The 22,929-nt window shown below is 60.8% G+C and carries 15 protein-coding genes and 4 pseudogenes; 9 read left to right on the top strand and 10 right to left on the bottom strand.

Annotated elements, in window-relative coordinates; translation table 11 throughout:
- Positions 1–57: 57 nt before the first annotated feature.
- Positions 58–774, bottom strand: a pseudogene (gene istA / locus DFLDMN_RS02985) (IS21-like element ISOcsp1 family transposase); the annotation flags it as partial.
- Positions 775–867: 93 nt separating this feature from the next.
- Between istA and DFLDMN_RS02990 the strand changes: the two are divergent.
- Positions 868–1,749 (top strand): annotated as a pseudogene (locus DFLDMN_RS02990) (tyrosine-type recombinase/integrase); the annotation flags it as partial.
- A 119-nt stretch (positions 1,750–1,868) separates the two neighbouring features.
- Here the strand turns inward: DFLDMN_RS02990 and DFLDMN_RS02995 are convergent.
- The 8 genes from DFLDMN_RS02995 to DFLDMN_RS03030 form a co-directional block, all read right to left on the bottom strand.
- Positions 1,869–2,252 (bottom strand): helix-turn-helix transcriptional regulator, encoded by a 384-nt coding sequence (locus DFLDMN_RS02995; protein ID WP_423197037.1) that lies wholly within the window; start codon positions 2,250–2,252, stop codon positions 1,869–1,871.
- A gap of 115 nt (positions 2,253–2,367) precedes the next feature.
- Positions 2,368–3,117 (bottom strand): Qat anti-phage system TatD family nuclease QatD, encoded by a 750-nt coding sequence (qatD, locus tag DFLDMN_RS03000; protein WP_423197038.1) that lies wholly within the window; start codon positions 3,115–3,117, stop codon positions 2,368–2,370.
- 10 nt (positions 3,118–3,127) lie between these two features.
- The gene (gene qatC / locus DFLDMN_RS03005; RefSeq protein ID WP_423197039.1) at positions 3,128–4,495 is read right to left on the bottom strand and encodes a Qat anti-phage system QueC-like protein QatC; all 1,368 of its coding nucleotides are present in this window, start codon (positions 4,493–4,495) and stop codon (positions 3,128–3,130) included.
- Complete coding sequence (gene qatB, locus DFLDMN_RS03010) at positions 4,492–5,376, bottom strand: Qat anti-phage system associated protein QatB (RefSeq protein WP_423197040.1); 885 nt, start codon at positions 5,374–5,376, stop codon at positions 4,492–4,494. Before qatB ends, qatC begins: the two co-directional genes overlap by 4 nt.
- Entirely contained in the window at positions 5,376–7,310 is a 1,935-nt protein-coding gene (qatA, locus tag DFLDMN_RS03015; RefSeq protein ID WP_423197041.1) for a Qat anti-phage system ATPase QatA, read from the bottom strand. Before qatA ends, qatB begins: the two co-directional genes overlap by 1 nt.
- 14 nt (positions 7,311–7,324) lie before the next feature.
- Positions 7,325–10,345, bottom strand: a complete 3,021-nt coding sequence (locus tag DFLDMN_RS03020) for a DEAD/DEAH box helicase (RefSeq protein ID WP_423197042.1) — start codon at positions 10,343–10,345, stop codon at positions 7,325–7,327.
- Between the two features lie 11 nt (positions 10,346–10,356).
- On the bottom strand, positions 10,357–11,253 hold the full coding sequence (locus tag DFLDMN_RS03025; RefSeq protein ID WP_423197043.1) for an antitoxin: 897 nt from the start codon (positions 11,251–11,253) through the stop codon (positions 10,357–10,359).
- A complete protein-coding gene (locus tag DFLDMN_RS03030; protein WP_423197044.1) occupies positions 11,253–12,350 on the bottom strand; it encodes a hypothetical protein in 1,098 nt (365 codons plus the stop codon). The genes DFLDMN_RS03025 and DFLDMN_RS03030 overlap by 1 nt, the downstream gene beginning before the upstream one ends.
- Positions 12,351–12,782: 432 nt before the next feature.
- On the opposite strand from DFLDMN_RS03030, the pseudogene DFLDMN_RS03035 reads away from it, so the two are divergent.
- A pseudogene (locus DFLDMN_RS03035) lies at positions 12,783–13,127 on the top strand (DUF2958 domain-containing protein); the annotation flags it as partial.
- Between the two features lie 84 nt (positions 13,128–13,211).
- Here DFLDMN_RS03035 and DFLDMN_RS03040 read toward each other — a convergent pair.
- Positions 13,212–13,502, bottom strand: coding sequence for a DUF3892 domain-containing protein (locus DFLDMN_RS03040; protein WP_423198293.1), 291 nt, complete (start codon positions 13,500–13,502; stop codon positions 13,212–13,214).
- Positions 13,503–14,071: 569 nt separating this feature from the next.
- Here DFLDMN_RS03040 and DFLDMN_RS03045 point away from each other — a divergent pair.
- The 7 genes and pseudogenes from DFLDMN_RS03045 (at position 14,072) to DFLDMN_RS03075 (ending at position 22,756) form a co-directional block, all read left to right on the top strand.
- Complete coding sequence (locus DFLDMN_RS03045; RefSeq protein WP_423197045.1) at positions 14,072–14,896, top strand: DUF932 domain-containing protein; 825 nt, start codon at positions 14,072–14,074, stop codon at positions 14,894–14,896.
- 78 nt (positions 14,897–14,974) lie between these two features.
- Positions 14,975–17,029: a ParB/RepB/Spo0J family partition protein gene (locus DFLDMN_RS03050; RefSeq protein ID WP_423197046.1), complete on the top strand. Its 2,055-nt coding sequence runs from the start codon at positions 14,975–14,977 to the stop codon at positions 17,027–17,029.
- Positions 17,030–17,303: 274 nt separating this feature from the next.
- Positions 17,304–17,816 (top strand): annotated as a pseudogene (gene trbG / locus DFLDMN_RS03055) (P-type conjugative transfer protein TrbG); the annotation flags it as partial.
- Positions 17,817–17,818: 2 nt separating this feature from the next.
- Complete coding sequence (locus DFLDMN_RS03060; RefSeq protein ID WP_423197047.1) at positions 17,819–19,099, top strand: TrbI/VirB10 family protein; 1,281 nt, start codon at positions 17,819–17,821, stop codon at positions 19,097–19,099.
- Entirely contained in the window at positions 19,096–19,314 is a 219-nt protein-coding gene (locus DFLDMN_RS03065) for a DUF2274 domain-containing protein (protein ID WP_423197048.1), read from the top strand. The genes DFLDMN_RS03060 and DFLDMN_RS03065 overlap by 4 nt, the downstream gene beginning before the upstream one ends.
- Positions 19,315–19,595: 281 nt before the next feature.
- Positions 19,596–21,266, top strand: a complete 1,671-nt coding sequence (locus tag DFLDMN_RS03070; RefSeq protein ID WP_423197049.1) for a hypothetical protein — start codon at positions 19,596–19,598, stop codon at positions 21,264–21,266.
- A gap of 86 nt (positions 21,267–21,352) precedes the next feature.
- Positions 21,353–22,756, top strand: a complete 1,404-nt coding sequence (locus DFLDMN_RS03075; protein WP_423197050.1) for a hypothetical protein — start codon at positions 21,353–21,355, stop codon at positions 22,754–22,756.
- Positions 22,757–22,929: the final 173 nt, after the last annotated feature.

The raw sequence follows: 22,929 nt of genomic DNA on the forward strand, positions 1-22,929 counted from the left end.
CTCGCTCAGGTGGGTCAGTTTTACTTCGGCGCTAGGGGGTCAGTTTTACATCGGCGCTAACAACCGATGGAAGCGTTCGACTTTGCCTTTGGTTTGGGCACGATACGGACGACAGAGGCGGGGAATGAATCCATAACGCTTGGCAAGGTCCAGGAGGCCGGGATGCCAGCGGTGATGGCCCTCTGCGTAAGCATCGCGCGACGCGACGATAGTCTTGGCGTTGTCGTACAGGATCTCCCGCGGAACCCCGCCCAACGTCTCGAACAGTGCGTGATGGCAGGTCATCAGCGTTTCCGCCCGCTCGTTCGTGGTGAATCTGGCCCAGCGCCAGCGACTGAACCCCAGAGTCGCGGTAAAAGCGTAAAGCGGGTCAGCGCCACGGCGAAAGACGACGAAGTCGCATTGCATCTGATGACCCGGCGCGGTCTCGAACCGCACGATCGGATCAGCCGCTTGCAAAGGCTTATGCGCGTGCATGAAGGCTTGGAGACTGCGCAGCTGTCCCTGATAGCCTCGCGCTCTTAGCTCGCGCAATAGCGCGGGCGCCGCGATCCAATCCGGAAAGGCAGCTTGCATGCGCTCGCGGATGTAATCGTGAAACGGGTCGAGCTTGGTCGGGCGAGCCTCACGCTGCTTGTAACGGGGGACATCGTCCGCAGCCAAGTAGCGAGTTACGGTATTACGAGAGACGCCCAGCCGTCGCGCGATCTCGCGCAGCGACAGCCCTTGGGCCTTGAGCACATGGATCTGCATCCACTGTTCCTTCAAAAGCATCGTCGGCCTTCGCGCGGAAAAGGCAGACTGTACGGAAAAGTGGTTCAGATTTACCTTGCGCGAAGTGGCCCAGTTTTACTCTGCGCGCAACATCGGGACATCTTGCCTGCCTTCGGGAACCGGCAACTCAACGAGATCGCCTCCGACGACCTACGAGCCCTGTGCAACAAGGTGAAGGAGCGTGGCGCTCCCGCCACTGCGGTGCACATCCGCGACATCGTGAAGCAGGTCTATGCCTTCGCCATCTTGCACGGCGAGAAGGTGGAGAATCCCGCTGCCGATGTGGGGGCCGCGTCGATCGCGACCTTCGTGCCGAAGGATCGCGCCTTGTCGCCGCTTGAGATCCGCCTGATGGCGCGACAGATGGAATCGGTGGCGACCTATCCGACCATCCGGCTGGCGTTACGCATGATTCTGCTGACGCTGGTGCGCAAGAGCGAACTGATCCAAGCCACCTGGGATGAGGTTGATTTCGAGAACGCGACTTGGACCATCCCGAAGCAGCGGATGAAGGGGCGCAACCCCCATGTCGTCTACCTGTCGCGCCAGGCGCTCGACATCTTCGTGGCACTGCACACGTGCGCAGCCGGTTCCAAGTTCGTGCTGCCGTCGCGCTATGACGCCGACCGTTGCATGTCGAATGCGACCCTCAACCGGGTCACGCAGATCGTGGCAGAACGGGCCAAGGCCGCCGGCTTGCCGCTGGAGCCGTTCACCGTCCATGACCTGCGCCGTACCGGCTCGACGCTTCTCAACGAAATCGGCTTTAACCGCGACTGGATCGAGAAGTGTCTGGCCCATGAGGACGGACGTTCTTCGCGCTCGATCTACAACAAGGCGGAGTACGCCGAGCAGCGGCGCCACATGTTGCAAGAGTGGGCCAACATGGTCGATGCCTGGATCGACGGGCAGACCTACGTGCCGAAGCTGATGCCGGAAAACGTGGTCGTACCCGCGTTGAGCGCAACTGCCTGACAGGGTGAAAGGGCGGCTGGGGGGGCTGCAGGTCAACATGGCAAAGGAAGTCCGGTGGTTGCCGCCCCTCGACGTCCAAGCAACGACAGCCGTGGTCTGATGAGCGCCCGCCCTCGTCTTCATTCCTCGCCCGAATCCGTCCGGACAGGGCGAGTTTTTCGCAGGTGGACATCCGGCTTCGGGGTGCCAACGCGAGGGGTTTGCTTGCGCTGCTCGATCCACGCTTCCACTTCGGCCAGGTCCCACACGACGCAGCGCGGGGTCAGGTTGAAGCGACGTGGGAACTCGCCGCGGCGCTCCATTTCGTAGATCGTCGTTTCTGCCAAGGGGACGATCTGACGCAGCTCCTTTCGGCGGATGGTGCGGCGGAAGGGAAGAGCGCTGCGTTTGGGGAACTGCGGCAGCGACTCGTAGGCTTCTGTCCCCGGCAACGGGAGGGACTGATCGGCGTCGATGCCATCCGTGTTCAATGCTTGCGGTAGCTGTTTCACCTCGGACTCCATGAGTGTGCTGCATGGAGTCATGGTGAGGTTCAGTACCTATCGGAGACAACCCGCTAGGGCGTGTTGGGGAACACTCCAGCGGACGTACAGTCCGCTCGGAGCGTTCCGCTTCCAGCTATCCGAGCAATGCTCGTAGGTTGTCGCGAACGAGGCTGGCCACGTCGCTCGCAGGTAGCCGATGCAAACGCCCCAGTTCCTCGACGACGCTTGCTACATCGGTCGGCTGTGAAGGCCTGTCGCCGGTGCGAGTGAAAGGACCATCGGTTTCCGTCAGCATCCGATCCAAGGGGATAGCCTGCACCATCGGTGCGTGCCTCTCATTGCCCAGCATTCCCGCGTTGATGGAGAAGTAGCAGCCCAACGCCAACGCGCGCTTCGCCTCGCTCTTTGTTCCCGTGAACCAGTGGAGAACGATTCTTCCGCGCTCGGGCGGTAGATTCGCTTCGACGAGATCGAGTACCGCTTTGGCCGATCTGATGCTGTGGACCGTAATGATCTTGTCGCCGGCCTGCGCGCAACGCTGCAACACGTGCTGGAAAACACGCTTCTGCGCATCGAGCGACTTGAAGAACCGGGGGCCGGCGTCCAATCCGACTTCGCCAACATAGCGCGTCTCCGCGAGGTATCGATCCCACAGCTCGATCTCGCTTTCACGCTCCGCGACCAGTTGGGGGTGCAGCCCCAGCGCTGCGCGCACATGCTTCGTGCGCTGCGCGAGTTCGTGATTGCGGGGCCACGCGCGAGGTGTCGTCGTTACGGCCAGCGTGAACACGCCGGACGCCTCCGCATCCTGGACTGCCGCTGCATGGTCCGGGTAGAGGTCAAGATGGCAGTGGAAGTCCACGAGGCCCGCAGTGGCGATCATGCGCGTACCCTCATCTTGGTTTCGCCTCAGCACCATCGATGAGTCGTGCGACTTCGCCCAGGCCGCGACGGTAGACATCGGCAAGCTGGTCCAAGTGTGCGGCTTCATCCGCAAGCGAGCCGGGCTTGTGGATCAAGAGGTTCGCGAGCTGGGGCTTACCCTTCAAGCGCTCGATAGCGTACTGGAACGACCTGACCTGTACTCCTGTCGCCTGGCGTGTGTCCAACGGCTGCGCATGAAGATCGGGTACCGTGTACGTCGTCGGGTCGTTCCCGGTCCCCCATGCTGCTGTCAACGCTGCGCGACGGATGAGGCATGGCAGGCAATAGCCACATTGTTCGATACCATGTCCTAGCCATCTGGCCTTGGCGGGCGACGAGCACGACAACGAATCTGTCGCCAGCTTTTTCAAGAGGTCTGGGTTGCGGCAGGCTGCGGCCATCTCGCCCTTCGTCTTGTCCCAGTATGGATTCCGGATCTCGCCATCTATGCCGAGTGCGACGAGCAGGTCGTTCCACCTCGCCATGTAATACGGATGCGTGGTGCGGGTGCTGTTTGATCCCAACCGCAGGGGGTCCAAAGGCACATTCAGCGCGATCAGCCCATTCTCGGGGACACGCAGGACGAAACGGCACCCAAGCCCAGTACCCGCGAACACCCCGAGAGCGAAGAACAGGAACGACCTGCCGCGTGTGCTGTTCTCGCCGCCGACGCCTTCCACAAGACCATCCATGAAGGTCATGCCGACCCGCAAACGCTCGAAAGATGACTTGACGTAGTGCTTCTTCAAACCTGCGAACAGCTTGCCTTGAGCATCGCTCGTCGCGCCCTCGCCGAAGTGGCTGACCAGTAGGGGAGTGGAGCCGTCCTCCAGGAGATCGATCGCCCCGATCAAGCTGTCCAATCCACCCGAGAACAGGCTGACGGAATCAAAGGGAGGAGCGATCAGACTCGGAGGCGCTGCTTGGGTGATCGTCGCGAACCGATCTGGACGTGCCCGGAACCCGATCGTCCAGCGATCGCCCGTCAGGAAATCCAGAGACTTCTTGAGAGTCGGTGCCGCAGCGGTCCAGCGAGATGGATCGCTTACCGGCACAACCAGTCGTATCTCGCGCGTCCATGAGTCCTGCGATTGCTCGGTGCGAGAGATGCGTGTGTCCGCCGCATGGACATGGGCGGCCAAGACCAGCAGGTCAATGCCGATCTCCGAGGGAAACACACCGATTTTTTTCAAGCTAGTCAGCGCGCCACCGATGCCATGATCCAAAGACTTCTCGCCGGCAACGAGTTGCAGGTAGGTCCTTTGTTCATCGGCGCCCGCCGTCACATCGAAGCTGTCGTCAGGACCGAAGCGGCCCGCCAGGAGTTGTCGCTTCATTGGTCCGCCTCCGCATCGCCCAGGGTTTGCAAGATTGCAAATGCAGACTCGTACAGCGCGTCGACGAAACCCTGAATTCGCTCGGGCGTGAGATTCGGCGTTTCCGCACGGGCCCGCGTCAGCGCGTCGCTCACCCCGCCCCGGATGAAGTCGCGCAACTGCTGTTCGACGCGGTGCGCAGCTTGCGTGTCGGCAGGCATGGTCACGGCCTTTGTGCCAATGTCGTTGCAGATGCGGGCTTCTATCGCGTGTGTGGCGTACAGCTCGAAGACTGTCTGCATCTGATCCGGCGTGAAGGTGGTCAGATCGGTAAGCCCTTCACTTGCCAGTTCAACGATGGTTTCAATGTACGCCTCGCGGGCGATGCCTTCATCGACGGTGCCCGCGCCTGGGCAGACGTAGTCGGCTAGGCCGACGAAGATCTCCGTTAGCGGTCGTCCGGCCAACGACTCCAGGTCCAGCGCCCGTAGCGCCTCGCGCACACCCCTTGCTTGTGCATCGGCCAGAAAACCAAGCAGCCGTGCACCCGCTCCGCGCGAGGCACCCATACGTTGGGCAGCCTGGCGCGCGCCGCCGGCTGATGTTGAGACGTATTTTGAAACTGCACGGCCCAGGTTGGCACGGTCGCTGCCGCCAGAACCGGCAAATCGCGTGAAGCTGTTGCGAGCACCGGAGAAACGCTGCGGATCTGCCGTTTTGGGGATGGGGGGCCGGTTCGGCGGCACCGGCGGCGCGGTGCCGTCCGCCGGCGGCTGGCCGTCCGGGACTGCGCCGTCGCCAGGAGGGGCTGCAGGGGCGCCCGCGCCATCGGCGTCACCCAACCATGACGGAACAAGCGGTGTTCCGCCGCCAGGGCCGCCGTAAGCCGTCGAGGTTCCCATCAACGTCCTCCCTTCAAATCCTTGAGCGCCGCTTCGGCGCTGGCCTTGAGGCCGGGGTTATTGGTGACCTTGCTCCAGTCTCCCAGCAGCTTCGTCAGGCGAGCAGCGCATTCGCTGTCCTTGATGACGCCTTGCCAGCCGCTGACAGCCCAAGGCCCACACTTGCCACTTGGCAGTGCCTCCAGGAAATCCATCAACCGGCTCTGGAGTCCAGGCTGCGCCTTCACAAGGACGGCGAGACCATCGATGCCTGCAGGCCTGGTATCGAAGGTGCCCGTGCTCATGATCTTGCTGCGCACTGCCTCGAACACCTTTTCGGCTTCGGGCTGCACGAGCTGCTTCAACTCGGCTTCGTAGCCCTGGACGGTCATCTTGCCGCCGAACAATTTCTCGACCACGCCAGCTAGGTGGCCGAGTACCGACACCGGACCGAAGTAGTCCTTCTTGTCCTTTGTGACGAACAAGTAGGGGCGCAGATCGATTCCTGATAGCTTCGGGGAGAGGTGCGCCCAGTCGCGCACCGTCTCCGATGACTTCCACTCGTTCAACACGGCGTTGTCGGAGGCGGGCACCGCTTCGGCGGCCTTTTGCCCCTTCGACTCGCTATCCTTGCTGTCAGCCGATACCAGGCTCCTCTCCAGCGTTTCGAGGTCTTCACACAGCCCTTGTGGATGGACCGCCGCGACGAACGCGATTTGCTCGAACAACCTTGGGATGAATCGTTCTGCGAGCATCAGCTTCGCGAGTACGGGGAGCTTGATGTCGTCGCCAAAACCGCGTGCAGTCGCAGTGCGCTCGCGCAACAAAAGCGTGTTGAGGAAGCGTTTGATTTGGCGTGGGTTGCCCTTTGCGCCGCTCGCCAGGATGGGGCCGATCTGGTCGCTGAGTGCCAGCGCATTGTTTGCCTTTTCGGCCTGTTGGCCGAGCGCTGTCTTGACCGTCGCGGCATCCAGACCGCCACTGGTCCACGGCCGTTTCAGCTTCTCTCGCGCTGCAGCGATCAGCTTCCCGTAGTTCTCGTCGTTCTCGCCGACTTCGGCGCCAGCGAGCAACAACGTCACATAGATCCGCGTCTCGGTGTCACCCAGGGCCGGGATGCGGAACGGAACTTGTATGAGTTTTTCAAGGTAATTGCGGGCATAGTCACGCGGCCCGGTGCTGTCGGGCAGGTCTGGAAAGTGCTTGCGCACCGCGTATTCGATCATTGCCTCATCAGCCGCGACGACGAAGGCCGTTCGCGCGGTGAACACGAACAGCCGGATGGCTTCGAGCGTTTCAATGGCGGTGTCGGGCAGGCATCGATCAAGGTCGTCGATCAGGACAACGAGCTGCTTGATGCCTGCATCTTTCAGGAGTTGGTCGAATGCCTTGCGGAAGGCCTCCACTTCCTCCGGCACATTCTTGGACTCGCCCGGTTTCAGCGCGGCCTTCGCCTCGTCGATGACTGTCGAGAGGTTTTCTTTCGTGATGAGCTTGGCGGGGTCCGCCACGAGTGCTTCGAGTGAGCCGACGATGGCTCCGATTTGCTCGGGCGTCGGAATGCCGGTGAATGCGGTCAGGGCTAGACCCCCGGCACGCTTGGCGACCTTCAGCCAGTCGATGCGACGGAAGACATCCTTGATAGCCACCGCCGCTTTTTTTAGCGCTGGGCGTTTTTCGACCAAGCCGGTGACGATTCCCTCGATCAACGCGATTTTCGCGTCCTCGAATCCTTGGAAGCGCCACCCATTGAACTTGAGGCACAGGACATCTTCCTGATCGGCAAAGCCAGCCTCGATCATTTCGAGCACACTGGACTTTCCCGCACCCCAATCGCCGTGCACGCCGATCGTTACCGGATGGTCGGGCTTCGCGCGAAGCAGCCCGATGATCGTGGTGGCAATGGCCTCGTTGTTTAGCAGATCAACTTTGGTTTCGTTATCGGTCAGGATCATTAGTCTCTTCCCGTTCATACGCCAACGCCGGCGGCATCACTCCTCGGGCGCAATAGTGTGGCTGTGCCTGCCCCCACGCAGCGGCGAAGTCGGTCATCGTCGAGATTTTTCAGGTCATCCTCGTTGCGAACACCGTGGGACAACAATTCCAAGCGTTGGCCGCGTGTCAGCCGCACCGAAACCTTCGTGAGGGGTAGGGCGCTGGAGGGCAGCCCGAATTCGAGCCGCTGAAGAATCTCGTCCAAGCCCTTGAGGAAATCAGGTTGATCAGGGAAGAGCGTTGCGAGAATCTGATGCGCGGAGCGCAAGTGAAAGCGCGTCGCATCGGCAATGCCGATGATGTTTCCGTAGCCGATGGCCCCGCCAAATGGCGTGGTGGAGTAGCGCTTCTCCAGCACGTCAACGGGCGTTCCCTCGATCCAGTCATGAAGCAGCGCCGCGCGCTTGCAGCGAGCCCAGAACTCGATCTGGTCGCGGCAATACCGCTGCAGCATTTGAGGCATCTGATGTCCGAAGCGCTGCGATGCCTCCCCAGCGCGCACGCTCTCCGATTGGCCCTTCTTCATGACTGGCGTGTAGATGGCGTCCAGTTCATCCAACACCTGCACCATCGCGAGGATGTGGCCGGGCGGCGTCTGCGCTACGTTCAGGTGTCCCATCAACTCGACCAGGCGCAAGCTCGACTCGAACGACAAGGACGAGGAGCCGCAGGCGCGCCCGAGCAGCGTCAAGTGAATGAGATCGCCTTCGCGCTCGGCCAAGCCCGCTTGCAGGAGGCGATCAACCAGCGTGGTTACGTCCCGCTCCACCATCGCGACCCATTGCGGATTCGCGCGCGACGCCGAATATCCTCCGAACGTGTTGACCAGCAATCCCGGAATCTCATCGGCGCGAACGCCGCGCACCTGGCTAAGCAAGCGCAACGTCCATGTCGGCAGGTCGCGTTGCTGGAAGGAGGACTTCACGTCCTCAGGAACGCCCAGCACGTAGCGCTGAAAAAGCTGAGCACGTTCCATTGGCGTTTCCGCCAAGATGATCGCCTTGCCAATCTCGTTGAAGCCCAGCCGTCCGGCACGACCCGCCATATTCTTGTACTCGGCCACGGTAAATTGCCGGCCGTCTTCACCGACGAACTCGTTCTCCGCGAGCACGACCGTGGATGCTGGCGTGTTGATGCCGGCCGCCAGAGTCGTTGTGGCAACCAGCGCGTGAATGCCACCCGTGGCGCTGCGATAACCTCTCTCAACGGCCTCACGCTCCGCTCGCAGCAAGTTGGTGTTGTGAAACGCGGTGCCCCCGCTTAGGCACTCCCGCAAGTCTTGTGAGGCGCCGGTCAGATCCTGGGTCGGCAGAACGTCGAGGACAGCGGTTGCTGGTGGCAGACCCAGTTCCTTGGCGAGATACTTCGCGCAACCTTGGGCGGGGCCACGCATGTTGCGAAAGATCAGCAGTTTCTCGCCCTGTCCCACCAGTTGCTGTGCAAGAGGCACGATCACGTCCTGGGAACTGGGTTTGTCCCGGCGCTGCACGATGCGATGCGAAGACGGCAAGGCCTCGGTCTTCGTGCTTCCATCGGCATCGACGTACTGGAATGTTCCGCGGCGGTCGAGCACGCCTTCGACCAACGGCACTGGCCGCTCGCGCGACAGTAGGAGCGGAACGCCAAGCCAGCGGTCGAAGCTGTTCAGATTGCCGATGACCGCCGACAGGATCACGAGCTGTGGCTCGATACCCCGCTGGCGTGCCCGCAAGAGCAGCGAGAAGATCAGTTCGACCGTGATGCCGCGCTGCGGGTCGGTGATGAACTGCCCCTCATCTAGCACAACCAGGCCGAGCTGCGTCAGAAGCCGTGGCGAGCCGAGGGCGAGGTTAAGAAAGGTCTCGTAGGTGAAAAAGCCCAGGTCATAGCGCCCGGCCAGCACGGGCCCAATGCCGTCAGTGGCGTCTCCACTGCAGCGGGCTACGCGCAGTCCTGCCGCCGCATAGCGCTCGGTGAACTCCTCGAACTTTTCGTTGACTAGTGCCCGATAAGGCAAGAGGAACGCCGCCTTTTTGCCGGCGGTGACTGCCTGAATCGCCGCCACCTCGCCGACCATCGTCTTGCCTGAACTCGTCGGCGCAACCACCAACAAGGAATTGCCGCTGAGTACGCCGAACTCGTTGACGGCCTTGAGCTGCAGCGTGTTGAGGCCTTGAGGAAAGTCTGCTGACCATCGCTCGACGATCTCGGGCGGAAAGCCGTGCGCGGAAAACTCCGCGAACGATCCGGACATCTGCTGTACGGTTCTGGCGGGAAAAGCCGCGGCGTAGTTGTCGCCGCGCTTGAGAATCGGGAAGGTCAGGCCGCCCTGAACATTGCCGAGGAACACGGGCGTTTGCGTGACGCTGATCCGCTCGGCCTCCACCCGTGCCACGCGGATGATCTCGCCCGCGATCTCGGGGAAGCTGACAGATTCGCCGGCGCCGCCGGTCAGGGCCTCGATTACCGCATGTGTGAGTAGACCGTGCCCGGTGCCCGGTTGCTCCCATGCCGATTCGTTGGTTGCGCAGGCGGCCAGGAGGATGCGCCCTTCACCGTAGATGCCGGTGAGCGCGAACGCGTTGCGCGGGCGACCTGCCGTCTCCAGGACGCGTGCCGGCGCTTGACCGCTGAAGCAGCAATCGAGGATGCACAGGACGGCACGGGCCTTCGTTGCCTTGAAGGCATCCGCCAAACCAGCCATCGACAGGGCCGTTCCTGCGAGGTCACTCGCGTTCGTGTCGAACAGTACCAAGTTGCCGTCTGGCGAGCCATGCCCGGCGAACGCGATGACCACCACGTCGTCCGCGCTCGCGGCAGCCAAGGTGCCGAGCATGGCGCTTGAAACTTCCGTGTGCGTCGCGGCTTCATCTATCAGCAGACGTGCACTCAGGCCTTCGATCGTATCGGTGAACAACGCCCACAACGCTGTCGCGTCACGGCGCGCTCCGCTCAATTCGGGTATGGAGCTATCGAGATGCTTGTTGATGCCTACGAAGATTGCTTTGATCGCCATGCATGTCCCCCTTATCCGATTCGCGCAAGGAGTTGTTCGATCACGTCGCTGGCTTGACGCTGCCGCAATGCCCGTACTTCGCGTTGCTCGGGATCATCGCCTTCGCCCAGCTCGAACTTGGCAACCGACACGGGGCCATCCTTGCGATACCCCTCCGTCTTCTCGTCATTGGTGAAACGGCTACGCAGGATCGCCAGCGAGGCTTCGATGACGGCGCCATGCTTGCCAGCTCGTTCTTTGCGGAAGTGTTCGGCCACGGCGTCCATGCCTTCGGGCGCGTGCTCGATGCAATAGATCAGATCGTGCGCGTCTTTACGCTCGAATCGCTGGTCGAACGCTAAAGACTTCAGGCAGGTGAAGCTGACAAGATTGGCATGCTTGATCTTCTCGGTGGCGACGCCGTTGCCGCCCAGCAGCTCCGCCTGGATTTCGGTGACCTGATGCAGGTCGAAGACGATCGATGAATGCGGGATGTTCAGGGCCGAGATCGTCCCCTCGGTCGGCAGGGGCTGTACCTTGCCGCCGGCGAGATCCGGGGCGTCCGCCAGTAGTTCCAGGACCATCAGCGCACCATGTTCGGTGCGGGTCTGCCAACGCCACGAGAGTTTTTTCCCAGCTTCGTTCTCGGCGCGCTCGAAGCCCATCCTTTTGAGGTTGTCCTCCAGCGTGTGATACGCCTCGGTGTCGGCCAGGATTTGCAGGTCGATCACGATGTCCACGTCCAGGGTGCCTGCGTGCGCCGGGACCACAGGCGGCCGCGCGGCGACGAGATACCGTGGTGTGAGCCCACCGACCAGGTAGACCGAATCCTTCCACGGCCCGAGACCGCGCAGCAGCGTCACGAGGACACGTTCGCAGTCCACCGTGTATTGGTCGCTATAACCGTCGAGCGTTGCGGGCTTGGCCATCAGAAGCCGATCCTTTCTTTGCGGAAGTGCTCGGCCATTTCCTTGGAGCGGCCTTCGCCGCGCAGCAGATCGAGATAGATTTGGATTGGGCTAGCCAGCCATAGGCCATCCATCTGCTCGCGAAACAACAGCTCACCCGGAGACTTGGCTTCGATGACGCCCAAGTTAGCGCCTTCGTTGACGACACGTGCATCCAAGTCGCCGATCGCGGCATCGGCGTTCGCCCCGATCAGTACCCGCACGCGCACCTGGGAGACGTTGGAAAGGAACGGTGCATAGCGTTGCGCGGCGGCCTCGTGGCTGACCTCGTACTGGACGTCGTGCGCGTCGAAGGCACGGCCGATCCGCGCCGCCAGCGCGTCGGCCTTTGTGCCTGGCACGTAGTACCGGCGCAGGGCTAGCGGGCGAATGGTGGCGAGTTGCTTGGCCCAGGCGTTCAGCAAGGCAGCCGGCTCGCGAAGGTGGCGCTCCTTGCTTGGGCCTTGCCCACGCGACTCAAGCCAGTCGAAGCGCTCCAGCTCGGTCAGCACTTGCGATGTGGTGGCAGGCGACACCATCGCCTGCTGTGCCAGCTCTGTGACGCCAAACCAGTTCTGATGCTGCACCAACAGGGCATGAAGCACTTGGGCGCGCCGCCCAGTAAACAGCGTCCGCACCGACTTCGTCAGCGCCTTGGGCGGCGGTCTATCGACATAGAGGTAGGCGCCGGGCGCGGGTAGATATAGGCTGCCGCCGCTGTCGTAATAGCCCACGCGCTCGCTTCTGAGCAGTTCCTTCGCGCCGGGGGAGATGGACTCTGCTACGAGAAGCGCCAGGGGTTCGTCCCCGTGCTCTGTTGGCCTCCTGTGGCTTGACGCCCGAAGCTGCCAGATCACTTGGCGGACATCTCGCGGAAAGACGGCTTTCTTGGCTTCGAGCAGTAAGACGAAGGACTTGCCGGCGACGTGCAAATCGACCTGAGCATCGTACCCACGGTCGCCGTGCTTCCCGATGGGCTCCCTATGGTCGAGGTCTGCCTGTACCTCCGGAAGCTCACGCAAAGCCTCTATGAAGCGCGCGATCAGCTGTTGTTCGGTCAGGGATGAGGACTCAAGCATAAGGCACGGATGGCTTGTTCACTGTTCAGTAAATATCAGCACTATACCGAATATTCGGCGTAATTGCAATTTTTACTGCGCAGTGAAAGTGAGGCCGCCTGTGCTCGGGCTGAAGAAGATTCAGTGAGCGTCCCGGCGTTCCAGCGTTAGGTTCGCGGGCTACGCCCCGCGCCTCGGGCCGAGTCGCGGCCCTCCGGCTTTGCCCCCGACGCCATCGGCCACTGCGGGCCTGTGCGCCTCGCCTGCCTGGGTATAGCTGCGAGGGGGAGGGCGGTCTTGCTGTTTCCTTCACCGTACCACGGCGTTCTCGCCGTCAAGGGCGGCGCGCCGATGGCGCTGGCGTCCTGGCGGCCGGCTTCGGCCCCTGACTGCTGCGCTGCGCCGTGCTGGCGACGGTTCCGGGCAATTCCGCCCGTGCAACCGGAGATCGCCATGAGGGCATTCATCACCGACGAACAACGCTTTCTGCTGCTGGCCAATGGCCGCGAATCCTTGGATAACCCCGACTTCGATCCGGCTCCCGTGGTCAAGCTGTTCACGCCGGACGCCGGCGCGACCTGGCTGCTGACCGAGATTGACCCGGACGATCACGACCACGCCTTTAATTTGTGCGACTTGGGCCTGGGGATGCCCGAACTTGGCTGGGTCAGCTTGCAGGAGCTGGCGACCGTGCGCGGGCGACTCGGCTTGCCGATCGAGCGCGATTTGCACTTCCGTGCGGAGAAGCGCCTGAGCGCCTACGCGCGTGATGCGCGGCGGGCAGGGCAGATCGTTGTGGAGCCCAAAGCAAGCGCGCCGTCCAAAGGACGGCGCGCTCATTCTTCTATCACTCCAACGTCACTGCAGAACGGTGCGACCTCGTTAGAACTCCGGCAAGTTCCCCAAGTTATCCCGCTCGGTGCTGTTCCTGTCAGTCGTCAGGTACACATCATCGATGAGATGCACATCCGCGCCCCGCGTCCACGTGTCGTCGGCTGTTTTCATTCGCGTTTGGAAACTGGCTTTTTCAAGACGGATGAGATCCGCCACGAAGGCGCGCGCAACCGTCCTCGGTGCACCGATTGTTTTCGACTTTTCCTCTCGCACCTGCACATATTCAATGTGATTGCGGTCTGTGCTGTAGCGAACTGCCGTAATGCAGAAATCTGCCATATCCCCCCCTATTGTTGACGGCGAATGCCGTTGTCGATAGGTGAGGATACGCGGCTGTTTTTCAAGCGTTGTCGCTCGAACAGGCTATGGGCGTCCCCGCCACCACGTGGCCGGCCGCGCTATCGTGCTTCGCATCGAGCCCCGCTACGCGAGTCTCGCCCCCTACGGGCTTCCATCGCTGACGCCTACGGCCCGGCTTCCAGCTTCGGGCCTGCGCGCTTCGCTTGCGTGCGGTCTGCACATCGAGGCGGCCGTTGCCATGTCCAGCCGTCTCCCCTGACTTCATCACCTTGTCCGCGACTGTAGCCCGCGGTCGTGTGCCGTCAAGGCGCGCAGGGCCGTGTCCTCGGCTGCGCCTGCGGGCCGCACCAACCCTGCGCTTGTTTCCTTGACGGCCCCCGTCCGCGCGCTCCTGACCGTCGCGGGCGATGAACTCAGGAAAGACGGTGGCAACAGGGCCAACCGGGTTCCTCGTGCCAACCGCACAAAACAGCCGAAAGGCTGGGCTCCGAATCTAGGAATCCGGTGTGCGGTTTGAACAGCAAACCCTTTTCGTCAGGAGAAAGACCATGCAACTCGCATCCCGCTTCGCTTCCCGTTCGCCGGTGCTGCGTTCGGAACGTCCCTTGTTGGATGACCAAATCCGAGCCGTCGCGCCTTCCATCTTCGCGGACGCCCCGCATGAAAGCCGTTCCGAGCGGTACAGCTACATCCCCACCGCAACCGTGCTGCAAGAACTGCGCGGGGAAGGTTTCGAGCCGTTCATGGTGTGCCAGACCCGTGTGCGTGCCGAAGACCGCCGCGATTACACCAAGCACATGATTCGGCTGCGCCATGTCAGCCAGATCAACGGGCGCGAAGCCAACGAAATCATCCTGCTGAATTCGCATGACGGCACGAGCAGCTATCAGATGTTGGCCGGCATGTTCCGTTTCGTGTGTCAAAACGGACTCGTTTGCGGCGACACCGTGGCGGACGTGCGCGTTCCGCATAAAGGCGACGTAGCCGCCCACGTCATCGAAGGCGCTTACGAAGTCCTGCACGGCTTTGACCGTGTGCAGGAATCCCGCGATGCCATGCAGGCAATCACGCTGGACGCCGGGGAATCGGAAGTGTTCGCCCGCGCCGCGCTGGCGTTGAAGTACGACGACGACAAGCCCGCGCCCATCACCGAATCGCAAATCCTGCTGCCGCGCCGTCACGACGACAGCCGCAGCGACTTGTGGAGCGTGTTCAACCGCACGCAAGAAAACCTCATCAAAGGCGGCTTGTCTGCCCGTGCCGCGAACGGTCGCCGCCAGACCACGCGCGCGGTGCAAGGCATCGACAACGGCATCCGCCTCAATCGCGCCCTTTGGCTGCTGGCCGATGGCCTGCGCCAGTTGAAAGCCTGAACCCCACAGCGGCAGGGGCAGGCAGCAGCCCTTGCCGCTTTCTTCGCTGCTGCATCCCAACCGCTAGGAGCAATCACCATGAACGCCGTTACCAAAACCGAAGCCTTCGCCGTCGAAACCGCCGCGCCGCTGGAAGTGGCCGACCCGACCAAGAACCTGATTCTGGTTCCGCTGTCGCAACTGTTGCCGCGCCGTTCCAAGCGCAACGTCCGCACGACACCGCGCCAGTCCATTCCCGAACTGGCCGCGAGCATCGCCCGCGTCGGCCTGCTGCAAAACCTCATCGTCATCCTGTCCGCCGATGGCGAGCAGTACGAAGTCGTCGCAGGCGACCGCCGCCTGACCGCCTTGAAGCTGCTGGCGAAGAAGAAGCGCATTGCCGCCGACTACGAAGTGCCGTGCCTGCTGGTGGCCGATGCGTCCGCCCGTACCGTCAGCCTCGCCGAGAACGTGCAGCGCGAGAACATGCACCCCGCAGACCAGTTCGTGGCCTTCGCGGCGCTGGTCGAGGAAGGCCGACCCATTGAAGACATTGCCGCCGATTTCGGCGTGTCCCCGCTGGTGGTGCAGCGCCGTCTCAAACTCGCCAATATATCGCCGCGCCTGCTGACCGACTACCGCGCCGGAGCCGCCACGCTGGAACAGTTGATGGCCTTGACCATCACCGATGACCATGCCGCGCAGGAAACCGCGTACTACGGTGCGCCGGAGTGGCAGCGCAGCGCATCCGCGCTGCGCGACCGCCTGACCGAGCGCGAAATCAATGCCTCGCATCCGCTGGTGCGTTTCGTCGGGCTGGACGCCTACACGGCGGCAGGCGGTGGCCTGCGCCGCGACCTGTTTGCCGAAGGCGATGCCGGAACCTACCTAACCGACGCCGCACTGCTGGAAACGCTGGTGCGCGGCAAGCTGGACGCGCTGGCCGAGGACGTGCGCACCGAAGGTTGGGCGTGGGTGGAAGCCGTACCGCACATGAGCCACGCCGACCGCCAGACGTTCCAGAACGCGCCGCGCCATCGCCACGAACCGACTGCCCGCCAAGCGCGCCGCATTGCCTCGCTGCAAACCCGCCTCGAAAAGATCGACGCCGAACTGGAAGATGCCTACGACGCGGAAGACGAGGACAAGGCCGGGACGCTGGAATCGCGCCGCGAACAGGTGGCCGAGGAACTGCAAGCCGTGGAGGATGCCTTGCAGGGCTACGCCCCGGAGGTGCGTGCCGTGGCCGGTGTCATCGTCACGCTCGACCGCGAGGGTGAAGCCGTGATCTATCGCGGCCTGTTGCGCGAAGCGGAAGCCAAGGCGTTGCGCACGCTGGAAAAGCTGCGGCAGGGTTTCAGCGCGGGCGATGGCGCGAACGACGAAGAAGACAGCCGCACCGACGAGACGCCCCCCACTGCGAGCCTGTCCGACCGGCTGGCGCAGCGGTTGAGCGCCAACCGCACCGCCGCGCTGCAAATCGAAGTCGCACGGCATCCGCAGGTGGCGTTGGCCGCGCTGGTGCATTGCATGGTGCAAACCGTGCTGCAAGACCGCTACCACGGCCACGACTTGCCGCTGGGCGTGAGCCTGAAAGTGCAAGACCGGCTGGAAAGCCTCGCCCCGGACGTGTCGGAATCGCCTGCCGCCGTGGCGCTGCGCAGCTTGCAGGAAGTCGCGGGCGAAGCCTTGCCGCAGGACAGCGCCGAACTGTTCGCCGTGCTGCTGGCGAAGTCGCAAGATGAACTGGTGCGCCTGCTAGCTGTATGCGTGGCTTCCACGGTGGACGTGGTGACGCCCCGCGCTACGCAGCATCAGCCCGGCGCGGAATTGGCGCAGGCCGTGGAGCTGGACATGGCCGCATGGTGGAAGCCGACCGCCGAGGGCTATTTCCAGCACGTCCCCAAGGCCGTGATTCTGGAAGCCGTGAACCAGTACGCCCCGGCGCATTTCACCCGCCTGTCAAAGTTGAAGAAAGGCGACATTGCCAGCGAAGCGGAACGGCTGGCGGATGGTACGGCTTGGATGCCCGCCGTATTCCAGACCGGCCATAACACCGAGCCGGAAGGCGTGCCAGAGGCGGCGGACGAGGCTGACGCCGACGCGCCGGAAGACGCCACCAGCGAGGAGGAAGCGCACGCGCTGGCCGCGTGAAGTAGTCCCATAGCCCCGGCGCACAGCGCCGGGGCTTTCATCCGAACCGGGCGCGGCAGTGGCCGCACCCGGTTTTCAACGCCTGCAGCAAAATCGCCACGTCGCCGCCTTCGACCAGGCGGCGACGTGGCGGGCGTGCAAGCGCCTTGCACGCGGCACGGCAATCCGCGCCCGCTGGCGCGGGCAAGATTTCGATGGCGCCCCGCCGCAAAGTGCGGGGCTTGTGGGGCTACGCCCCGGCTTGCTGCGGCAGGTTGTGCCAAAGCGTGCCGTCCTCGACGCTGACGTACTCGTGAAGCCCATCCGTTCGAGCCTCAAGACGAATCTTGTCATCACGACCAATCGGCGCACCTACCTGATCGAGCTGACCTCGACGAACAAGGCATGGATGGCGTCGGTGTCGTGGGAGTACCCGAAGGACCAGATGCTGGCCCTGCAGCGTCAAGATCGAGCCGCGCAGGCAGCGGCGCCAATCGATTCCGGGCTGTCGTTGGAGAAGATCCGCTTCCGTTACGCAGTCAGTGGCAGCAACCCGCCATGGAAGCCGCAGCGGGCCTTCGACGACGGCGAGAAGGTCTACATTCAGTTTCCGCCCGGTATCGCCCAAGGCGAACTGCCACCCTTGTTTGTAATCGGGGCGCAGGGTGACGGCCAACTCGTCAACTACCGTTTCCGTTCGCCGTACTACATCGTGGACCGATTGTTTGGCGCGGCCGAACTGCGCCTGGGTGGAGACAAGGGCGATGTGGTGCGCATCGAGCGCACGGACGGCACGCGGGGGAATTGACCATGAACCAGGACGACACCTCGGACTTGCCGACCCCCGACGCTGCGCCGAAGGTCGCACCGGAAAACTTGACCCTGCGGGCGCAGCCGCGCGCGGTGACACGCCTTAACCGACGAACGCTAGCGCTGCTGACTGCTGGCCTGGGCGTTGTGGTGCTCGGTGCAACGATGTGGTCGTTGCAGCCGAAGCACCGGCGTGCTGGGAACGAGCCAACAGAGCTTTACAACGTCGATCGCGTGTCGCGCTCGGAAGGACTCAACCAGCTTCCCAGCGATTACTCGAAGCTGCCAGCGAAGGTATCAGAGCTGGGGCCGCCGCTGCCGGGCGACTTGGGACCAGCCATCGTCAAGTCGCAGCCGCCTGTGGTGGCCAGCTACAGGCCGCCCGGACAAGACGCGGCGGCGGCTGAGCGCGACGCGCTGCACAAGGAGGCCGAAGCGGCGGCAGGTTCGTCGGTGTTTTTCCGCTCCAGCAACCAGCGCGCCGCTGCTGCGCCCGCGCAGGTTGCCACTCCCGTCCCGGCCTCCGGCCTCGCGGGCTTCGACCCGCAGGCCGCTGGGCCGGCATCGACCGCGGCGCAGCCCGCCGACCCGACTGCCGTGCAGAACCGGCAGGATCAGAAAGAGGCATTCCAGAAAGCCGGATCTGCAGAAACCCGTAATTCTGGCAATCTGCAAATGCCGACCTCGCCGTATCAAGTCATGGCCGGGACGGTGATCGCAGCGGCGCTGGTGACGGGCATCAAGTCCGACCTGCCGGGCGACGTAATCGGGACGGTGACGGAGCCAATATATGACACAGCGACTGGCCGGTATCTGCTGATCCCGCAGGGCTCGCGCATCTTCGGCAAATACAACAGCCAGGTCGCCTACGGGCAGAGCCGCGTGCAGGTGGTGTGGAACCGGATCATCCTGCCGGACACGTCCTCGCTCACGCTCGATAACCTGGCCGGCGCCGACCCGGCCGGTTACGCCGGCTTGGAGGACGACGTCGATTGGCACTGGGACCGCATCTTCGAGGGTGCCGTACTGACGACGCTGCTGGGCGTCGGGGCTGAGCTGGCGGCACCAGAGAACCGCAATGGTGATCGCGTCATCATCGCCGGCCGCGACAGTTTGCAGGACAGCGTGAATCAGACTGGCCAGGAGATGACTCGGCGCAACCTGAATATCCAGCCGACGTTGACCGAGCGGCCGGGGTTGCCTGTGAGGATCATCGTCAATCGGGATCTGGTGTTACGGCCGTATCAACCTCTGTTTTTCAACCGCGGGATTTCACGATGAATAGTGCAAAGAAGCTGCGGCTCGGACCGCTGCCAAGAACCGAAAGTGTCAAAATGAGCTTTTCTTGCCCTGCAGATCTCAAGGCCGACCTGGATCGCTATGCCGCGCTATATGGGCAGGCTTATGGCGAAACGGTCGATACGGTGGTGCTGATTCCACACATGCTGGAGGCATTTATGGCCGGAGACAGGGGATTCAAAAAATCTCGGGGTTAGAAAAGTAGCAGGAGATGCTCACAGAGGCGCAGAATGGCTGAGCCTCGGTTGCCGTGCGATGGATGCTAGGCACGTCACCTTGGACGAAGTGACTGAAAAATATTGTTAAGTGCATCCGTGAACTCTTGGATAATTAATTATGAATACACCAATCTGTCGATGTTTAAGTAGCGAAAGCTTTGAGGTATTTAACCTGTTGCGACAAGATTCAAACCTATAACTGAGGTGATTCAGTAATAGCTATTCTTCAACGGCGCTGTCTCTACTAAAGGGTATGAGTGATGGGGGCTGAGGTTAAAATTCTTGAGAAGGAACACTTTCCGGGCTGGCCTCGGTTTCTTGATGCTTTGAAGGCAGTAAATTCGGCTGACGCAATCACGGTGATTCGCTTATTTACGCGCCAGAATGCATTGAAGAATGATGGCACCTTTAGTGGCGTTCCTCCGATTTATGATATGAATATCCATCCCGTTGTCAAGGAATGGTTCATTCTCCTAGTTATTGAAGAATTGCGTGAGACGTTGGATCCATCAATCACCAAAGCGGTCCTGGAGGTTCTTCGCTCTGCCTGCGCTCAGATTAATGAAATTCGAGAAAACCATGGGGCGCTGAGTAGCCGCTTGGAACTCCCGGCTGATCTTAAATATGAGAGATTGCTAAGAAAATTATGGTTTACGCATTTGGAGCAGCAGGGCAGCTCGTGGGCGCCCAAGTTTGAGATTGGCCGGAGTCGGCGCATGTTTGTGGAGATATGGGCCACGCTTCTTGCGAACGAAAGTATCCATGTCAAATCGTTAGAGCACACAGCGTTTCTTGATATATCCAATAGGCTGCTGCTTATCATGGGGTTATGGCAGTCTGCGGGCTACCATTCAGATATCCGCAATCTGATGGAGCACACAACGTTCAGTGAAGCACAACTGGCCACAATTGCACAGACAGCGTTCCCGACGCTTCAGGAGGTGCAGGAGTATCTTGGCAAGACTCCTGCATACCCAGGCAGTATTCAAAATCCATTTCGGCGTTTTCCGATTGTTAGAGTGGGTGAGTGGGGTTTGCTCGCTCCTCTTCCCCACATGATGTTGCAATGGTGGGATCTGCAGAATCTTTTTGATGCTATGGAGTGCACCATTGCGAATTTAGGTGCGCAAAACGGGGCAGCCCAGTTCTACGGCGCGTTGGGGTTGGTCGTTGAGGAATATATGCGCGATCTTCTACGCGAAATCGCGTGTGCGTCGGAACGAACGGAATTTGTCGCACCTTTTCATTTTCTACCTGCGCATGATAGCCCCGACGGCTTTCTGCATAGTCAAGATGACCGGACCATAGTCTTTGAGTCCAAATGCTACCGGGTTCCGCAGCAACATTACGAGACTGTTGAACTTGATGGCTTTCTTAGTTGGTTTTCCAACCTGCTTGGTTCAAATGAGAGGGGGCGACAACCTCTTCGTCAAGGGCATGTGTTTTTCTCTGAGTGGTTGGCCTCGAATGATGCAATAGTGTGCAATCTGAGCGGCGCATCTGTCGATAGTAGTTTGTACGTGGTTGTGTCCTACGAAGACGTACCGCTTTTTGTTTCGATGAAGCGCTTTCGTGACTGGTACGGGACCAAAATAGAAGAAGAAGTGCGAGGACTATGGTCACAGACCTTGGTGATTTCTATTCGAGACCTTGAAGTATTTGCTGCAGCGGCGCGCGTTGCGGGGAAGGCGGAAGGTCCACCCCTTCCGTTCTCGCCGGCTGGCACTCTGGCAGATTATCTTCATTACCAGAATACTGCGCCCGATGTAGAGGAAACGCCGGAGGGGCCGCTAATTAAGTTTGGGCTGAGCGCTTGGCTTATTAGACGCTGGCCAGCGGTTATTCACGCCGAGCCGCGGATAATAGAAGAAGCGAGAGACCGACTGTTTCAGAAAATGTATCATGCCGGATTTGGATGTGATCTGAGCTGATACATAATGCTTGATGCTGTGTCCAGGCGCGAAACTAGCCGCCACGATTAGACGACTATCTACTCCACTAAGCTGAAACTAAACCGATGCCGGATATTTGTATTTTATGCGAAAAACCTGCAAGCACAGGAGAACACCTTTTCCCCGCTGCGATGGGCGGTCGCCGAGAGAACCAGGGTATCTATTGTGGTGAACATAACGGGGGATTCTCTGGACTTGTCAATTTATTGGTTGAACAAGTCGCCGCCCTTAACGCCCGTTTAGGCGTATTACACGACCGTGGCCGCAAGCCTCAGAAGTATTCCTTCACTGATGGTGGAACGGGTAGGGCATATACTATTTTTGGCAACCATATTGAACCGAACATGCCAGGGCCGGTTGCCACGAAAATCGATGGTGAAGAGCCCCCGACTTATCATTTCGCAGGGGAGTCACAGTTTCAGCAATGGTTGAAACGCGAACGAAAGAAACCGGGAAAGATCGTTTTCGAAAAACGCGGGGGAATCACGTCGTCTTATTTAACGGAGCGGCCAACCCTATCTTCCGGGTTTGGAGGCACTGAAGGCATTCGAGCGATTTCCTATATAGCGCTGACGCATTTTGCTCATTATTTTCCCGACGAAGCACGCCAGCCTGGCTTGGACGCTTTCAAGGCCTATGTTTTAGGAGGTAAAAACATTCGCTTTGCTTGGTGGGATATTCTTCCCGATGCAATAAAGCAGGCTGCTCAGTTTGAGTTTTCGCACTGGATCATCATAGGCGTGTCCTCGTCGACGCAGAGCGCGTATGCAAGGGTGTCTCTATTCGGTTTCGCGGATTTTTCTGTGAATTTTGGGGCGATCAATGTATGCGCTGACAAGGAGGTTGTTGTCGAAATAAATCCGACTGCGCTTCATTATTCGCACCATGTCAACGAACAGATTTCCGATATCGTAAAAGCATTTCCTATCTACCCCATTGAGCCAGAAGAGACGTATCGTCCGCGAGTAGTACAGACCTGCCTTCAGGCGTTGTCGAAGCTTCTCGGAAAACTTGAGCGTAAAGAATTAGAGCAATTGCTCGACGAGATATTTCCTGTGCTAGCAGAAAGCGCCACCATGACGCGACGTGATCGAGTCGCGTGTATTCATAGCATAGTTGGCATCCAATCCCAGCGCGTCTTGATGCTATTGAAGGCGGCGGTAGCAGGGCTGGCTGAGCAGTTCCGAGCGTCGTACCTGGCGGATGCGGTACGCGATGAGATTGATAGCTTCATCCAGCCAGATGCCGCAGCTCAAAGCGGTTTGTCGGAAAAAACCGAACACCTGCTGGGTTTGGCACTAGCTCGTTTTGAGGCAGAGTTGCTTGACCAGATCGAAACCGGCAGGTTGGATCGTGCGTCTCTCGCGTTGCTCCTAGACGGCGGGCCGGGTGCTGCAGTTGTCGGACCGGTGGTCATGCCATTTCTTAAGGAGGCAGTGGTGAGATATATGGCCGGGCGAGGCGCATAGGGGCAAAGCTAAGTAGGACTGGTCTTGGCGAATGGGGTGCGCCTCTACTTTTTAGGATACTGCTGGTATCATTCTAGGTGATTGACGATACTGTTACAGAGATTGTTGCCCTACAAATTGTATTATTTTCTGTGTTTGCAAGGGCGTGTGATTCTGACGGTAAAAGCGACGGT

This window comes from Cupriavidus sp. H19C3, assembly GCF_049393815.1.
GTDB lineage: Bacteria > Pseudomonadota > Gammaproteobacteria > Burkholderiales > Burkholderiaceae > Cupriavidus.

Excerpts from the sequence above, each read along its gene's own strand:
- DFLDMN_RS02995 (WP_423197037.1), bottom strand. The coding sequence starts at position 2,252 with ATGGAGTCCGAGGTGAAACAGCTACCGCAAGCATTGAACACGGATGGC.
- qatD (WP_423197038.1), bottom strand. The coding sequence starts at position 3,117 with ATGATCGCCACTGCGGGCCTCGTGGACTTCCACTGCCATCTTGACCTC.
- qatC (WP_423197039.1), bottom strand. The coding sequence starts at position 4,495 with ATGAAGCGACAACTCCTGGCGGGCCGCTTCGGTCCTGACGACAGCTTC.
- qatB (WP_423197040.1), bottom strand. The coding sequence starts at position 5,376 with ATGGGAACCTCGACGGCTTACGGCGGCCCTGGCGGCGGAACACCGCTT.
- qatA (WP_423197041.1), bottom strand. The coding sequence starts at position 7,310 with ATGATCCTGACCGATAACGAAACCAAAGTTGATCTGCTAAACAACGAG.
- DFLDMN_RS03020 (WP_423197042.1), bottom strand. The coding sequence starts at position 10,345 with ATGGCGATCAAAGCAATCTTCGTAGGCATCAACAAGCATCTCGATAGC.
- DFLDMN_RS03025 (WP_423197043.1), bottom strand. The coding sequence starts at position 11,253 with ATGGCCAAGCCCGCAACGCTCGACGGTTATAGCGACCAATACACGGTG.
- DFLDMN_RS03030 (WP_423197044.1), bottom strand. The coding sequence starts at position 12,350 with ATGCTTGAGTCCTCATCCCTGACCGAACAACAGCTGATCGCGCGCTTC.
- DFLDMN_RS03040 (WP_423198293.1), bottom strand. The coding sequence starts at position 13,502 with ATGGCAGATTTCTGCATTACGGCAGTTCGCTACAGCACAGACCGCAAT.
- DFLDMN_RS03045 (WP_423197045.1), top strand. The coding sequence starts at position 14,072 with ATGCAACTCGCATCCCGCTTCGCTTCCCGTTCGCCGGTGCTGCGTTCG.
- DFLDMN_RS03050 (WP_423197046.1), top strand. The coding sequence starts at position 14,975 with ATGAACGCCGTTACCAAAACCGAAGCCTTCGCCGTCGAAACCGCCGCG.
- DFLDMN_RS03060 (WP_423197047.1), top strand. The coding sequence starts at position 17,819 with ATGAACCAGGACGACACCTCGGACTTGCCGACCCCCGACGCTGCGCCG.
- DFLDMN_RS03065 (WP_423197048.1), top strand. The coding sequence starts at position 19,096 with ATGAATAGTGCAAAGAAGCTGCGGCTCGGACCGCTGCCAAGAACCGAA.
- DFLDMN_RS03070 (WP_423197049.1), top strand. The coding sequence starts at position 19,596 with ATGGGGGCTGAGGTTAAAATTCTTGAGAAGGAACACTTTCCGGGCTGG.
- DFLDMN_RS03075 (WP_423197050.1), top strand. The coding sequence starts at position 21,353 with ATGCCGGATATTTGTATTTTATGCGAAAAACCTGCAAGCACAGGAGAA.